Source organism: Sphaerisporangium rubeum, from assembly GCF_014207705.1.
GTDB lineage: Bacteria > Actinomycetota > Actinomycetes > Streptosporangiales > Streptosporangiaceae > Sphaerisporangium > Sphaerisporangium rubeum.
On the sequence record NZ_JACHIU010000001.1, the window covers coordinates 2,245,548 to 2,260,031 of the forward strand.

Annotated in this window: 11 protein-coding genes; 7 read left to right on the forward strand and 4 right to left on the reverse strand. The window is 68.4% G+C overall.

What is annotated here, in order from left to right:
* Positions 1-43 precede the first annotated feature (43 nt).
* Positions 44-2,050, reverse strand: coding sequence for a beta-galactosidase (locus tag BJ992_RS09620; protein ID WP_281390597.1), 2,007 nt, complete (start codon positions 2,048-2,050; stop codon positions 44-46).
* 181 nt (positions 2,051-2,231) lie between these two features.
* On the opposite strand from BJ992_RS09620, the gene BJ992_RS09625 reads away from it, so the two are divergent.
* Genes BJ992_RS09625 through BJ992_RS09645 form a run of 5 tightly spaced genes read left to right on the forward strand, consistent with a single transcriptional unit; the run spans position 2,232 to position 10,585 of the window.
* Positions 2,232-4,550, forward strand: coding sequence for a TIM-barrel domain-containing protein (locus tag BJ992_RS09625; protein ID WP_184979609.1), 2,319 nt, complete (start codon positions 2,232-2,234; stop codon positions 4,548-4,550).
* 2 nt (positions 4,551-4,552) lie between these two features.
* On the forward strand, positions 4,553-5,872 hold the full coding sequence (locus BJ992_RS09630; protein ID WP_246496587.1) for an ABC transporter substrate-binding protein: 1,320 nt from the start codon (positions 4,553-4,555) through the stop codon (positions 5,870-5,872).
* Positions 5,873-5,878: 6 nt separating this feature from the next.
* A complete protein-coding gene (locus tag BJ992_RS09635; RefSeq protein WP_184979613.1) occupies positions 5,879-6,763 on the forward strand; it encodes a carbohydrate ABC transporter permease in 885 nt (294 codons plus the stop codon).
* Entirely contained in the window at positions 6,760-7,584 is an 825-nt protein-coding gene (locus BJ992_RS09640; RefSeq protein ID WP_343072572.1) for a carbohydrate ABC transporter permease, read from the forward strand. Before BJ992_RS09635 ends, BJ992_RS09640 begins: the two co-directional genes overlap by 4 nt.
* Positions 7,585-7,630: 46 nt before the next feature.
* On the forward strand, positions 7,631-10,585 hold the full coding sequence (locus tag BJ992_RS09645) for a glycoside hydrolase family 3 protein (protein WP_184979615.1): 2,955 nt from the start codon (positions 7,631-7,633) through the stop codon (positions 10,583-10,585).
* 60 nt (positions 10,586-10,645) lie between these two features.
* Here the strand turns inward: BJ992_RS09645 and BJ992_RS09650 are convergent, their stop codons facing one another.
* The 3 genes from BJ992_RS09650 to BJ992_RS34525 form a co-directional block, all read right to left on the reverse strand.
* Positions 10,646-11,068, reverse strand: coding sequence for a PIN domain nuclease (locus BJ992_RS09650; RefSeq protein ID WP_343072573.1), 423 nt, complete (start codon positions 11,066-11,068; stop codon positions 10,646-10,648).
* A gap of 276 nt (positions 11,069-11,344) precedes the next feature.
* Positions 11,345-12,301 (reverse strand): prolyl aminopeptidase, encoded by a 957-nt coding sequence (gene pip / locus BJ992_RS09655; protein WP_184979619.1) that lies wholly within the window; start codon positions 12,299-12,301, stop codon positions 11,345-11,347.
* On the reverse strand, positions 12,247-12,765 hold the full coding sequence (locus BJ992_RS34525) for an ATP-binding protein (RefSeq protein ID WP_184979621.1): 519 nt from the start codon (positions 12,763-12,765) through the stop codon (positions 12,247-12,249). Before BJ992_RS34525 ends, pip begins: the two co-directional genes overlap by 55 nt.
* A 178-nt stretch (positions 12,766-12,943) precedes the next feature.
* Here BJ992_RS34525 and BJ992_RS09665 point away from each other — a divergent pair, with 178 nt between their 5' ends.
* A complete protein-coding gene (locus tag BJ992_RS09665) occupies positions 12,944-13,765 on the forward strand; it encodes a helix-turn-helix domain-containing protein (protein ID WP_184979623.1) in 822 nt (273 codons plus the stop codon).
* The gene (locus tag BJ992_RS09670) at positions 13,756-13,956 is read left to right on the forward strand and encodes a DUF397 domain-containing protein (RefSeq protein WP_184979625.1); all 201 of its coding nucleotides are present in this window, start codon (positions 13,756-13,758) and stop codon (positions 13,954-13,956) included. Before BJ992_RS09665 ends, BJ992_RS09670 begins: the two co-directional genes overlap by 10 nt.
* Positions 13,957-14,484 lie beyond the last annotated feature (528 nt).

Below are 14,484 nucleotides of genomic sequence, written 5' to 3' on the forward strand. Positions count from 1 at the left end.
GCTGATGAGACGACTGTCGCGCGACTCGCTTGCTCTTCCCTTGTCATCCGTTCGCACCCTCCCCGCCGGATGCCTTCGTGGCCGTTTCTTGGCCTTCCTGGCGGACACGCAGGACGGTGTGGCCGCGCGGCGGCAGGGTCACCGGGCCGCTGATCCGCGCACCGGTGAAGGCGTCCGTGCCGTCCGCCGGCAGGGTCCGGGGTCCGGGGGAGTGGTTGAGCGCGAACAGCCAGTCCTCGCCGGCGCCGCGGCGGCGGATCAGTTCGACGCCGTGCGGAACGGGGGACGGGGACAGGCCCGCCGTGGTGAGGACGTGGCCGTACGCGGTGTCGTCCAGGCGGGTGGACACGTAGAACGCCTGGCCCGCGCCGACGACATGACGGGTGACGGCCGGCAGGCCGGCGAGATCGCCGCCGGTGTAGGCGCCGATCACCGACGCGCCGCGCGGTTCGAGGCGCTCGCTCCAGACGGTCCCGGTGGCGTGCGGACCCCCGTCGAGGCGCACCGGGACGGGGGTGTCCAGCGGCAGGAACTCGTCGGCGCGGACGCCGAGCAGGTCGCGCAGCGCGCCGGGGTAGCCGCCGAGGCGCACCCTGGCGTGCTCGTCGGCGATCCCGCTGAAGTACGACACGACCAGCGTGCCGCCGCCGTCGACGTACGCGGCCAGGCGGCCGGCGTCGGCGTCGCCGATCAGGTACAGCGACGGGACGATCACCACGTCGTACGCCGACAGGTCCTGGCCGGCGTGCGCGAAGTCCACCGGCACGCCGGCGTGCCACAGCACGCGGTGCGCCTGCCGTACCGCGTCCAGGTACCGCAGCTCGGATGACGGAAACGCCGGCGCCTCAAGGGCCCACCACGACTGCGCGTCCCACAGGATCGCGGCCCGCGCGCCGATCGACACCGGGCCACGGGTACGCAGCTCCGCCAGGGACGGCAGCAGCCGGCCGAGTTCCTGGATCTCGCGGTGCACCCGGCTGTCGGGGCCGGCGTGCGGCACCATGCCGCCGTGCCACAGCTCGGCGCCGCCGCGTGAGGCGCGCCACTGGAAGAACATCGCGCCGGCCGACCCGCGCGCGATGTGCGACAGGCTGTGCAGCGTGATCTCGCCGGGCCGCTTGGCGAGCATGCGCGGCCCCGTGTACACGACCCCCGCGGCCTGTTCCATGAGCAGCCACTGCCGTCCCCCGGCCCAGCCGCGCGCGAGGTCGGCGGCGAACGCGACCTCCTCGGCGGCGGTGCCGCGGTCACCGGGGTAGTGGTCGAGGGCCACGACGTCCACCTCGGCGGCCCATCGCCACGGGTCCACCGGCACCCAGCTGCCGAACGCGAAGTTCGTGGTGACCGGCACGCCGGGGCTCAGTTCCCGCAGCACGGCCTTCTGTGCCAGGAAGTGGCCGAGCATCGCGTCGGACAGGAACCGGCGGAAGTCCAGCACCTGCGACGGGTTCGGCAGGTACTGCGTGGCGCGCGGCGGCGTGATCTGGTCCCACGCCGCGTACCGCTGGCTCCAGAACGCGGTCGTCCACGCCTCGTTGAGCGCCTCCAGCGTGCCGTGCCGGTCCCGCAGCCAGCGGCGGAACGCCGCCGCGACGTGGTCGCAGTGGCACCACGTGCCGTACTCGTTGTGCACGTGCCACAGCCGGAGCGCCGGGTGCCTCGCGTACCGTTCCGCGACGGCACGCGTGATCCGTGCCGCCGCCTCCTGGTACGCCGGCGCGCACACGCAGTAGGTGTCCCTGCTGCCGTGCGCCACCGGCGTGCCGTCGGCGCGCACCGGCATCGCGTCGGGGTGGGCCATGGCGAACCACGGCGGCGGAGCGGCGGTGGGGGTGGCGAGGCACACCCCGACACCGGCGTCGTGCAGCGACCCGAGGACACGGTCCAGCCACTCGAACCGGAACCGGCCCGGCTCGGGTTCCAGCTCGGCCCAGGAGAAGACGCCGACCGTGACGAGGGTGACGCCGGCCGCGCGCATCAGCTCCGCGTCCTGCTCCCAGACCTCCGGCGGCCACTGCTCGGGGTTGTGGTCGCCGCCGTACCACAGCAGGCCGGCGCGATCGGGTGTGTCCGTGGTCCTCGCCCCCCGGAGGTTGGTGTGGCGACCAAACTAAAGATCACGTGGAAGAGCTGTCAACGGCCCTCGGTTCCCGCCGCCGTTCCGTTGACGTTTGTTCGTATAGCAAGCAAACTAATTCGCGTCGCCACGACGGCTCACGAGGAGCGTGCCAATGCCCTACCGTCCGCCTCTGGTCGCGCACGAGTACTTCAGCGCGGACCCGCCGGAGCTCCCCGTGCGCGCTCACGGCGAGAACGGCCTGTCCGCCGTCACCCGCGCCGAGCCGATGGCCGCGGACGCGCACGGCGTGACGCTCAAGGCCTCCACCTCGGCGGAGGAGGTGCTCGTCGTGCAGGTGAGCGCCGCCGGTGAAGGCGTGATCCGGGTCAGGCTCAGCCAGGACGTCGCGGCGCTCACCCGCAGCGCACGCGCGCTGCGCATGGTCACCCCCGGCCAGTACGCCGGGACCCGCGTCGACACCGGGGACGACCGCGTCGTCGTGGACGCCGGGCCGGTGCGGGCCGAGATCACCCTGAACCCCTGGCACCTGCGGTTCACCGACGCGTCGGGCCGCGTGCTCACCGAGCAGGACCGCGGCCACGTCGACATCAGCGGCCGGCTGCGCACCCTGCCGTTCGGCCGCTCCCAGGTGGACGGCGCCACCGTGGCGTACCACGAGAGCCTCGCGGCCCGGCCCGACGAGCACTTCGGCGGGCTCGGCGAGAAGTTCACCCCGCTCGACAAGCGCGGCCAGCGTCCGGTGATGTGGAACTTCGACGCCTTCGGCGCCGAGTCCGACCGTTCGTACAAGAACGTCCCGCTGCTGCTGTCCAGCCGCGGCTACGGCCTGCTGGTGGACAGCGGCATGCCGGTGGAGTTCGACGTCTGCCGCTCCACCCACAGCGTCGTGGAGATCGTCGCGCCGGACGACCTCATCGACTACTACGTGATCGCCGGGCCGTTGATCCCCGACGTGCTCGCCAGGTACGACCGGCTGACCTGCGCGCCGGCACTGCCTCCCAAGTGGGCTTTCGGCACCTGGATCTCCTCGGGCTTCTTCCGCGACTCGGCCGAACGGGTGCTCGCCAGGGCCGCCAAGATCCGTGAACGCGGCATCCCGTGCGACGTGCTGCACCTGGACTGCTACTGGCAGGCCGCCGACAACTGGTCCGACCTGCGGTGGGACCCGGAGAACTTCCCCGACCCCGAAGGCATGCTCGCCACGCTCGCCGAGCAGGGCTTCAAGGTCTGCCTGTGGATGAACCCCTACATCTCCCACCTCAGCCCCGCCTTCGCCGAAGGCGACGCCGCCGGGTACTTCCTCAAGAACACCGGCGGCGAGACGTACGTCGCCGACTCCTGGCACGGCTCCTACCCGGCCGGCGGCATCGTCGACTTCACCGACCCCGGCGCCGCCTCGTGGTTCCGTGAGAAGCTGCGCCGCCTGCTGCGGCAGGGGGTCGCGCTGTTCAAGACCGACTTCGCCGAAGGCGTCCCCACGGACGCCGTGGCCTCGAACGGCATGACCGGCACCGAACTGCACAACGTCTACACGCTGCTGTTCAACGACCTGGTGTCGGAGGTGACCCGCGAGGAGAACGGCCACGGCATGGTGTGGGCCCGCTCGTCGTACCTCGGCGGCCAGCGGCACGCGGCGCAGTGGAGCGGCGACAGCTACACCTCCTACGCCGCGATGGCGAGCACGCTGCGCGGCGGCCTGTCGCACGGCCTGTCCGGCGTGCCGTACTGGAGCCACGACGCCGGCGGCTTCACCGGCCGGCCGAGCGACGACCTGTACGCGCGGTGGGCCCAGTTCGGCGCGCTGTCGCCGCTGGTGCGCTTCCACGGCACCACCAGCCGCGAGCCGTGGGAGTTCCCCGAGGTCGAACGACTCGCCGTCGAGGCGCTGCGGCTGCGGTACCGGCTGATGCCGTACATCTACTCGGCGGCCGTGGCGTCGGCGCGCACCGGGTCCCCCATGATGCGGGCCCTGTGCGTCGACCACCCCGATGACCCGGTGGCCTGGCAGGCCGACCTGGAGTACCTCCTCGGGCCCGACCTGCTGGTCGCGCCGATGACCGACCCCGACGGCACCCGGCAGGTCTACCTGCCGGCCGGGAGCTGGGTCGACCACTGGACCCACGAGGTCCACGAGGGGGGCAGGTACATCACGGTCACCACGCCGCTGGACCGGATCCCCCTTTTCGTGCGGTACGGCGCGCTGATCCCTCTCACCGAGGCGCGCGACGCGGTCGGCGACGCGCCGTTCGACGGCGTCACCGTGGTCGCCTACGGCGGCGCGGACGGCGCCACGAGCCGTACCACCATCCACGACGTCGACGGTGACACCACGGTCACCGCCACCCGGGACGGCGATGTGCTGCGCGTCGCCGCCTCAGGCCCCGCCTCCATCGCGCAGGTGCACATCGCCCCCGTCGCCGGCGCCCCCGCGCGGGCCGTCGTCGGCCGACCGGCAGAGCTGGGAGAATGACCATGTCCAACAAGGGACGTATGACGATACTGGCCGCCGTGGCGGCCGCGGCGGCGCTCACCCTGGCCGCCTGCGGGTCCTCCGAGCCCGGCGGCGGGGACGGCGGCGGTTCGGCCGCGCCACGCACCCTGAAGCTGTGGCACTACGAGGGGGCCACCAGCGCCATGGGGGTGGCCTGGGCCGACGCGATCAAGAAGTTCGAGGCGAGCCACCCCGGTGTCACGGTGAAGTTCGAGGAGAAGGGCTTCGAGCAGATCCAGAAGACCGCCGGCATGGTGCTCGGCTCCGACGAGGCCCCGGACATCATGGAGTACAACAAGGGCAACGCCACCGCGGGGCTGCTGTCCAAGCAGGGGCTGCTGACCGACCTCAGTGAGGAGGCGGCCAAGCGCGGCTGGGACAAGCTGCTCAGCCCGAGCCTGCAGACCACCGCCAAGTACGACGACCGGGGCATCATGGGGTCCGGCAAATGGTTCGGGGTGCCGAACTACGCCGAGTACGTGATGGTCTACTACAACAAGGACGCCTTCGCCAAGCAGGGCATCGAGGTGCCGACGACGCTGGACGAGTTCACCGCCGCGATGGACAAGTTCGTCAAGGCCGGGACCACGCCGATCTCGGTCGGCGGAGCCGAGTACCCCGCGCAGCAGATCATGTACCAGCTCGCGCTGAGCAAGGCGCAGCGGCCGTGGGTGGACGCCTTCCAGACCTACAAGGCGCCGGTCGACTTCCACGGGCCGGAGTTCACCTACGGCGCGACGACGTTCGCCGACTGGGTGAAGAAGGGGTACATCAGCAAGGACTCGGCCGGGGTGAAGGCCGAGGACATGGGGGTCGCGTTCATCTCCGGCAAGTATCCGATCATGGTGAGCGGCAGCTGGTGGTACGGCCGGTTCGCCGCCGAGATCAAGAAGTTCGAGTGGGGCACGTTCCTGTGGCCCGGCAACCAGATGAGCGCCGGGTCCAGCGGCAACCTGTGGGTCGTGCCGGAGAAGTCGGCCAACAAGGACCTCGCGTACGACTTCATCGACATCACCATGGGCAAGGACATCCAGAACAAGCTCGGCAACGCCGGTGGCATCCCCGTGGCGGCCGATCCGGCGGCGATCACCGACGCCAAGAACAAGGAGCTCATCGAGAACTTCGCCAAGCTGTCCGCGCAGGACGGCCTGGCGTTCTACCCCGACTGGCCTGTGCCGGGCTACTACGACGTCATGGTGGCGGGGACGCAGGAGCTGATCAACGGCACCAAGGCGCCGGACAAGGTCCTGGACGAGCTCGCCGGGCCGTACCAGGAGAACGCCGACTCCATCGGTGACTGACACCCCATGAACCGATCCGCACGACGGGGCTACTGGCTGTACCTGATCCCCGGGGCGGTGCTGTTCCTCGCGGTCGTCATCGTGCCGTTCCTGATGAACGTCGCGGTGAGCTTCACGCGGTGGAGCGGATTCGGCACCCCCCGGTGGATCGGCCTCGCCAACTACGAACGGTTGCTGTCGGACGAGACCTTCTGGGCCTCGTTCCGGCACAACGTTGCGCTGATCGTCGCCATGGCGATCGTGCCGACCCTGATCGGGCTGGTGCTCGCCGCCGCGCTGTTCGACTACATCGGCAAGAAGTTCGGCGCGCGCACCGCGAGCGCGCTGCGTGCCGCGTACTACCTGCCGCAGGTGCTGCCGGTCGCGGTGGCCGGCGTGGTGTGGGGCTGGATGCTGCATCCGCAGTACGGCGCGCTGAACGAGATGCTCAAGGCCGTCGGGCTCGGCTCGCTGGCGGAGAACTGGCTCGGGGACCCCGACCTCGCTCTCGCCACCGTGATGGCGATCATGGTGTGGTTCCAGCTCGGCTACCCCGTCGTCATCTTCATGGCGGGCCTCCAGCGGATCGACCCCGCGCTGTACGAGGCCGCCGAGATCGACGGCGCGAACTGGTGGCGCAGGTTCTGGCACATCACGGTGCCGCAGATCAGGCCCGAGACCTTCGTGGTGCTGCTGACCTGCACGATCGCCGCGCTCAAGGTCTTCGGCCCGATCTTCGTGCTCACCCGCGGCGGCCCCGGCCGCTCCACGATCGTGCCGTCGTACTTCAGCTACCTGAACTTCTTCGAGAAGGCCAACGCCGGGTACGGCGCGGCCATCGCGACCGTGCTGGCGCTCATCATCGTCGTGATCACCTTCCTGTTCCTGCGGGTCCAGGAGCGTGACACGTGACGCGCGGCCCCGGCCGCTGGGCCGTCCTGTCCGCCTTCACGGTGCTCGCGGTCGTCATGCTGCTGCCGTTCGTGATCGTCGCGCTGAACGCCGTCAAGAGCCCCGCCGAGTACTCCTCCGGCGGGCCGCTGAGCCTGCCGCACGGCTTGTACCTCGACGGGATCGTCCAGTTCTGGCAGCGGGTGAACTTCGGCCAGAAGCTGCTCAACAGCCTGATGATCAGCGCGGCGGTGGCCGTGCTCGCCACCCTGCTGTCGGTGCTGAACGCCTACGCGCTCGGCATCGGCCGCGTACGCGGCCGACTGTGGATCCTCGTGCTGTTCCTGCTGGCCAACACGCTGCCGCAGGAGGCGCTGGTCTACCCGTTGTACTACATCGCCAAGCAGGTCGGCCTGTACGACAGCCGGCTCGCCGTGGTCATCATCTTCACCGTGATCCAGGCGGCGTTCGGCACGTACCTGCTGTCGGCGGTCCTCGGTGACTTCCCCAAGGCGATCATGGAGGCGGCGGCCATCGACGGCGCGTCCCGGTGGCGCATCCTGTGGCGGGTCGTGGTGCCGATCAGCCGGCCCACCCTGACCGTACTGATGATCTTCTTCTTCATCTGGACCTGGAACGAGTTCTTCCTCCCCCTGGTGTTCCTGATCTCCAACGACACCCAGACCGTGCCGGTCGCGCTCGGCGTGCTGCAGGGCGACAAGATGATGGACGCCACCATGTCGAGCGCGTCCTCGCTGCTCGGCATCATCCCCGCCGTGGCGTTCTTCCTCATCTTCCAGCGCACCCTGACCCGCGGCGTCACCGTCGGGGCCGTCAAGTGACCTGACCCACCATCCCGCGTCGCACCACCTGACCTGGAGGCGCCACATGTCCCCCCGCCGTCCGCTGTGCCTGGCCGCCGTCCTCGGCCTGGCCGTCACCCTTCTCGCCGCGCCGGCCCGCGCCGCCGAGGACCCGCCGTTCCGAGATCCGTCCCTCCCCCTCAACCAGCGCGTGGACGACCTGCTCGGCCGCCTCACCGTCGCCGAGAAGATCTCCTTCCTGCACCAGTTCCAGCCCGCCGTCCCGCGCCTCGGCATCGGCCTGTTCAAGACCGGCACCGAGGCGCTGCACGGCGTCGCCTGGTCCACCGACATCGACAACGGCGGTGCCGTCGTCACCGCCGACGGCACCGTGTTCCCGCAGGCCGTGGGCCTCGCCAGCACCTGGGACCCGGCGCTGATCAAGCAGGTCGGCACCGTCGTCGGCACCGAGGCCCGCGGCTTCAACGCGCGCAACCCCAAGGTGTGGGGCCTCAACATGTGGGCCCCGGTCGTCAACCTGCTGCGCGACCCGAGATGGGGCCGCAACGAGGAGGGCTACTCCGAGGACCCGACGCTGACCGGCGCGATGTCCATCGCCTACGCCTCCGGCATGCGCGGCGACGACCCCGACCACCTGCGTACCGCGCCGACCCTCAAGCACTACCTCGCCAACAACAACGAGGCGCACCGCGACACCACCAACTCCAGCCTGCGGCCCCGCGTCGAGCAGGAATACGACCAGGCGGCGTTCAAGCCCGCCATCGCCACCGACGCCGCGACCGGCGTCATGGCGTCCTACAACCTGGTCAACGGCCGTCCCGCCACCGTCAACCCGGCGCTCAACGACGTCGTCCGCACGTGGACCCGCCGCGACCTGATGAACGTCACCGACGCGCACGCGCCGAACAACCTCGTCAACTCGCAGGCCTACTACCCGAACCTCGCCGAAGGCGACGCCGCCGCGCTGAAAGCCGGCATCGACAGCTACACCACCGACGACACCAACGCCGCGCCGACCGTCAACGCCGTCACCACCGCGCTGTCCCAGGGCCTCGTCACCCAGGCCGACATCGACCGCGCCGTACGGCACCTGCTGTCCATCCGCTTCCGCCTCGGCGAGTTCGACCCCGGCGGCGGCCCGTACGGCTCCATCACCCCCGACGTCATCGACACCCCCGCGCACCGCGCGCTCAACCGCCGCACCGCCGGCGCGGCCACCGTCCTGCTGAAGAACTCCGGCCGCACCCTGCCGCTCAGCCCCTCGACCCGCAAGGTCGCCGTCATCGGCCCCCTGTCGGACACCCTCTACACCGACTGGTACTCCGGCAACCTGCCGTACAAGGTCACCCCCCTCGCCGGCATCCGCGAACGCCTCGGCACCTCCGCCACCGTCACCGGCACCGAAGGCGCCGACCGTATCGCGCTGAAGAACGCCGCCACCGGCAGGTACATCACCGCCGGCGCCGGTGCTTCCGGCTCCGTCCTCACCGAGAGCGCCACCACCACCGGCCCGACGACACAGTTCGACGCGTTCGACTGGGGAGACGGCGTACTGACCCTGCGCAGCGCCGCCAACGGCAAGTACGTCGGCTACAACTGGTCCAGCTTCGTCAACGACCAGGCCCAGCCGAACGGCTGGTTCGTCCAGCAGCAGTTCAAGCTCGAACCCCAGCCCGACGGCACCAACCTGCTCCGCTACGCCGGCTACGAGACCGCCTTCGACTGGTTCGGCCCCAACAAGTACCTGGCCCCGAACTCCGACGGCGTGCTGGCCCTCACCACCGCCGACAAGGCCGCCAAGTTCACCAGGGAACTCGTCACCGACGGCACCGCCGAGGCCGTCGCCGCCGCCAAGGCCGCCGACGCCGCCGTCCTCGTGGTCGGCAGCATGCCGTTCATCAACGGCCGCGAGGACCACGACCGCACCGACATGAACCTCGCCGCCGCACAAGAGGCCCTCGTCAAGGCCGTCACCAAGGCCAACCCGAAGACCGTCGTCGTCCTGGAGAACAGCTACCCCACCACCGTCACCTGGCTCCAGGACAACGTCCCCGCCATTCTCTGGACCACCCACGCCGGCGCCGAGACCGGCCACGCCGTGGCCGACGTCCTCTTCGGCGACGTCAACCCCGCGGCCCGCCTGACGCAGACCTGGCCCCGCAAGGCGTCCGACCTCCCCGACATCCTCAACTACGACATCATCAAGGCCGGCGCGACCTACCTGTACTCCAAGGCCAAGCCCCTCTACCCCTTCGGCCACGGCCTCAGCTACACCACATTCGCCTACTCCGGCCTCAAACTGAACGCGTCCTCGGTCCGCCCCGACGGCACCGTGACCGCCACCGTGAAGGTCCAGAACACCGGCCGCGCGGCAGGCGACGAGGTCGTCCAGCTCTACACCCACCAGCACACCAGCCGCACCAAGCAACCGGTGAAACAACTCCGCGCCTTCCAGCGAGTCCACCTGACCCCCGGCCAGACCAAGACGGTGACCCTGACCTTCAAAGCCTCCGACCTGGCCCTCTGGGACGTGACCAGAGACCGCTGGTCCGTGGAGAAGTCCACCCACGACATCATGGTCGGCTCCTCCTCCACCGCCGTCCACCAGCGCACCACCCTCCAGGTGGCCGGCGAAACCATCCCCCCAAGAGACCTGACCACCCCCACCAAGGCCACCACCTTCGACGACCACAACACCGCCGAACTGGTAGACCTCACCAAAACCACCGGCACCGCCGTCGCCACCCAACAAGGCACCTGGCTCGCCTACAACTCCACATCTCTGAACACCCCCACCAAGTTCACCGCCACAACCTCCACCCAGACCCCCGTGCGCGTCGAACTCCGCCAGGGTTCCCCCACCGGCAAACTCCTGGCCACCCTCACCCCCGCCACGACCGCCGACAAGTACACCTACACCACCACCACGACCCCCGTGACCCGGCTGACCGGCACCCACGACCTCTACCTGGTCTTCACCGGCCCAGCCAGAATCAAGGACTTCTCCTTGACCAGATGACCGCCTGCAAAGTGACCGGCACCTCGCCTCGTGTGACGAGGTGCCGGTCTTGCGTGTCGCTCAATTGAGCGATCCGGGTGGCGCCAGCCACCTGATGGGCTGTCCGGTGAGCTTCGCGATCGTCTCGTAGTCCTGGTCGTAGTGCAGGATGGTGAGGCCACTGAGTTCGGCGGTCGCGGCGACCAGAAGGTCGACCGGACTCGCGCATCTGTGCAGGCCCTTTCCGACCAGCAGGCTCTGCACGTTCAAGGCCCGCTCGAAGACACGATCGGGCACGAAGACCCAGCCGAACATCTCATGGAACAGGTCGCGCCACTCTCGACGCTGTCCAGGTGACTGGACGCTGAAGAACATCTCCATCTCGATGACGGGACAGATGTTGATCAGGCGAGCCTTCGTCTCGTCATGCCATTTATGACGGATGTCCTGGTTCCGAATCATGCGCCACAGGGCACTTGTGTCGATCAGATAGTGGATGGCCACCGCGGTACGACCTCTTGTCGGCCATCCAGTCCCAGACGCCGGTCTCGGCGATCTCCGCGAGGCGTGCCCACGCATGCTCGAAGGAGGCGTCGTCGTCTCGTTCCCCGCTCACATCGGCGTGGATCTTGCTCAACGCGTACCTCCGTGATGTCGCTCCTGCATGGGAGTCTACTCGGACACTCCGTGATCGTGGACTTACAAAAGGTCATCACATCCATGCCAACACATAGTAATGGATCGGTGGCGTTGCGTGACTAAGTTGTAGCCGTCTCCCTGTCAGGTCGCGAAGCGCTGGAGAGTGTCGAGGACGTGGGTGCGGAAGGTGTCGCTGCCGGTGTGGCCGGCGTCGTCGATCACCAGCAGTTCGGCGTCCGGCCAGGCTCGGGTGAGGTGCCAGGCGGTGTCGAGGGGGCTGCTCAGGTCGAGGCGGCCGTGGAGGAGGACGGCGGGGATGCCGGTCAGGCGGCCGGCTTGCTTGAGGAGGATGTCCTTCTCCAGCCAGGCGTTGTTGGAGAAGTAGTGCGCACAGATGCGGACCATGGCCATGAGGGCCGTGTCGGGACGGTTGGAGTAGGCGCCGGGGACGCCGTTGGGTTCGGCGGAGATGACGGCGTCCTCCCAGGCGCACCAGGCTCGCGCGGCGGCGGTACGGGTATCGAGGTCGGGGTCGTCCATCAGGCGTGCGTAGGCGGCGATGAGGTCGGTAGTGGTGGCGTGGTGGGGGGCCGCCTGCTGGAAGCGGTGCCATTGTTCGGGGAAGAAGCGGCCAACCCCCTTATAGAGCCAGTCGGTCTCGGCGGGACGGGTGGTGGTGACGCCGGTCAGGACGATCTCGGTGACGCGTTCGGGGTGGCGTTCGGCGTACGCGAGGATCAACGTGGAGCCCCAGGAGCCGCCGAACAGTTGCCAGCGGTCGACGTTCAGGTGTTCGCGGAGGCGCTCCATGTCGGCGATCAGATGGTGCGTGGTGTTGACCGACATGTCGGTCGCCGGGTCGCTCGCGTGCGGAGTGCTTTCGCCGCAGCCGCGCTGGTCGAACTGGATGATCCGGTAGGCCTCAGGGCCGTAGAAGCGGCGGGTGCCGGGGGAACTGCCGGAGCCGGGGCCGCCGTGGACGACCAGGCTCGGCTTGCTGGCGGGGTTGCCGCTGGTCTCCCAGTGGATGTGGTTGCCGTCGCCTACGTCGAGCATGCCGGTGGCGTACGGCTCGATGGGTGGGAAGCGGTCGGCCATGGTTCCGGGGTCCCTTCGTGAGCGGAGGCACCCGGAGACTCTAGAAGGGGTTCGGGGGTGGCGCCGCGGCATTTTTCCGGGCTTGCGGGAAGGACGCACCAGACGGTCTTGCCAGGGGAGGCCGGACGGTGGCCCCACGCCTCGGCGAGGGTTTCGACCAGGAACAGGCCACGGCCGCCTTCGTCCATGGTGAAAGGGTCTCTTGGAGTCGGCGGAATGGGGTCCGGATCCCGGACCTCGATCACGAGGTGGGACCGGGACGAGTCGAGGGTCAGGCGTACGGGGCTGGTCGTGGTGGTCTTGAGTGCGTTGGTGATGAGTTCGGAGACGAGTAGCTGTGCGGTGTCGACCAGGTCTGAGAGGTGCCAGGTAGTGAGTACGGCGCGGACGTGACGACGGGCCTCGGCGGCCGACGTCGGGTGAGGCGGGAAGTCCGCGTGCTGTCGCCTCGGGAGGCCGGTCATGGTTCACCTCGTGGGTCGGGAACTCGTGGGATGCGGTCCCGGTGGACCGTGAATTCTCGCCCCAGGCTGATGGCGACCTATTACTGTTGGTGGCCGATTGACTACTGAATGACTTCAGAGTTGTTCTGAGGTCGGTGATCCGGTTCTGATCGGGAGCCACGAGGGACCCATGACCAGGATGATCGACATCGACCCGGACGAGTCGCCACGAGCGCGGTTCGCGTACGAGGTGCGGCGGCAACGGCTGGCCGCCGGTCTGACGCAGAAGCAACTCGGTCGGCGGCTGGGTTTCTCCACCAGCTCGGTGGCGATGGTGGAGACGTCGAAGTTCCGGCCGTCGAGGCGGTTTGCGGAACTGTGCGATGAGGCATTCGGGCTCGACGGGGTCATCGTGCGGCTGTACGTAGAGGTATGGCCGCCACCGCCGCCGGTTCCCGCGCACTTCCAGGACTGGGCTGTGGAGGAACAACGAGCCACGGCCCTGAGGTTCTGGGCTCCTCTCCTCATTCCAGGGCTCCTGCAGACCGAGGCTTTCGCCAGGAGAGTCTTCTCCAGTTCGCCGGACATCACGCCTGAGGAAGTCGAGACACGGGTGGAGGGCCGAATGCGGCGGAAGGCTGTATTCGCGCGGCCGGACCCACCGGCGATCATGTGCCTGCTGGACGAGGGGGTGCTCCATCGTCCTGTGGGAGGGCCGGTGGTGATGCGCGAGCAACTGGAATACCTGTTGGAACTTACGCACCGGCCGAATATCACCATTCAGGTCGTTCCGCACGGCGCCGAGGTTTTGTCCGGACTTCTGGGTGCGTACACCATTGCGGAGATGCGGGGGAACGCGTATACGGTGCGAGTGGAGTGCCAGCCTCAAGGGCGGACCGTCACCGACAGGGCCGTGATCGCGAACAACGTCCGTCGTTATGACGTCCTGCGGGCGGACGCTCATCCAAGGCACCAGTCCGGGCGGATCATCGAGGAAGTGGTGAGGCAGAGATGGACCTGAGCGGAGCGGTCTGGCGGAAGTCGATCCGATCGGGTGATGACGGAGGTGAGTGTGTCGAAGTCGCGTTGAGTCTGCCTGGTTCCGTGGGGGTACGGGATTCTAAGAGCACTGGTGGTGCGGTGATCCTGTGCCGCCGTCCGGAGTGGGTGCTCTTCGTGTGCGCGGTAAGAGATGAAGCACTGAAGGGCTGAGGCTCTTCAAGGGGCTCATATCCGTGAGATTCATTTCGGAGGGGTCGATGAGGTTGAGTGCCAGTGGATCTTAGTACGGCGAGTCGCAACAGAGTCGTTGTCGAGCCGCTGCAGTCCACTTGTGGCAATGAATATGCCTGTTTGCGTAGTTCGGCGATGTGAGCGAAAACGTAACTTTCTAGAAGATATTACCCTCTCTGTCTGGCTGAAACTCGGTAACATCTCTCCATGACTTTGCGATCACCGGGTGGGCCGTCTAGGCGGCCTGACGCACCGAATCATGTGGATAGTAATTCGGCGTCAACTGTCAAATCGGCAGTCATAAGCGCTGTGGCAACAGTGATCGCAGCAACGCTCGGGCTTGCCGGGGCAATAGCCCAGAATTGGATCAATATCGGCCCTGAGGCTTCAGTGGTATCGCCTACCGTAACAGTTACTGTTACTCAGACGCTCGCTGCCGAGGCATCGCCCGATCCTTCCAGGATGGTACCATTAGAATCAAGCATCCCATCCGTCTCCCCTTCGTCG

Bases quoted from the DNA above. Each gene is read 5' to 3' on its own strand.
- BJ992_RS09665 (WP_184979623.1), top strand. From the start codon at position 12,944: ATGATCGACATCGACCCGGACGAGTCGCCACGAGCGCGGTTCGCGTAC.
- BJ992_RS09645 (WP_184979615.1), top strand. From the start codon at position 7,631: ATGTCCCCCCGCCGTCCGCTGTGCCTGGCCGCCGTCCTCGGCCTGGCC.
- BJ992_RS09635 (WP_184979613.1), top strand. From the start codon at position 5,879: ATGAACCGATCCGCACGACGGGGCTACTGGCTGTACCTGATCCCCGGG.
- BJ992_RS09670 (WP_184979625.1), top strand. From the start codon at position 13,756: ATGGACCTGAGCGGAGCGGTCTGGCGGAAGTCGATCCGATCGGGTGAT.
- pip (WP_184979619.1), bottom strand. From the start codon at position 12,301: ATGGCCGACCGCTTCCCACCCATCGAGCCGTACGCCACCGGCATGCTC.
- BJ992_RS34525 (WP_184979621.1), bottom strand. From the start codon at position 12,765: ATGACCGGCCTCCCGAGGCGACAGCACGCGGACTTCCCGCCTCACCCG.
- BJ992_RS09625 (WP_184979609.1), top strand. From the start codon at position 2,232: ATGCCCTACCGTCCGCCTCTGGTCGCGCACGAGTACTTCAGCGCGGAC.
- BJ992_RS09630 (WP_246496587.1), top strand. From the start codon at position 4,553: ATGTCCAACAAGGGACGTATGACGATACTGGCCGCCGTGGCGGCCGCG.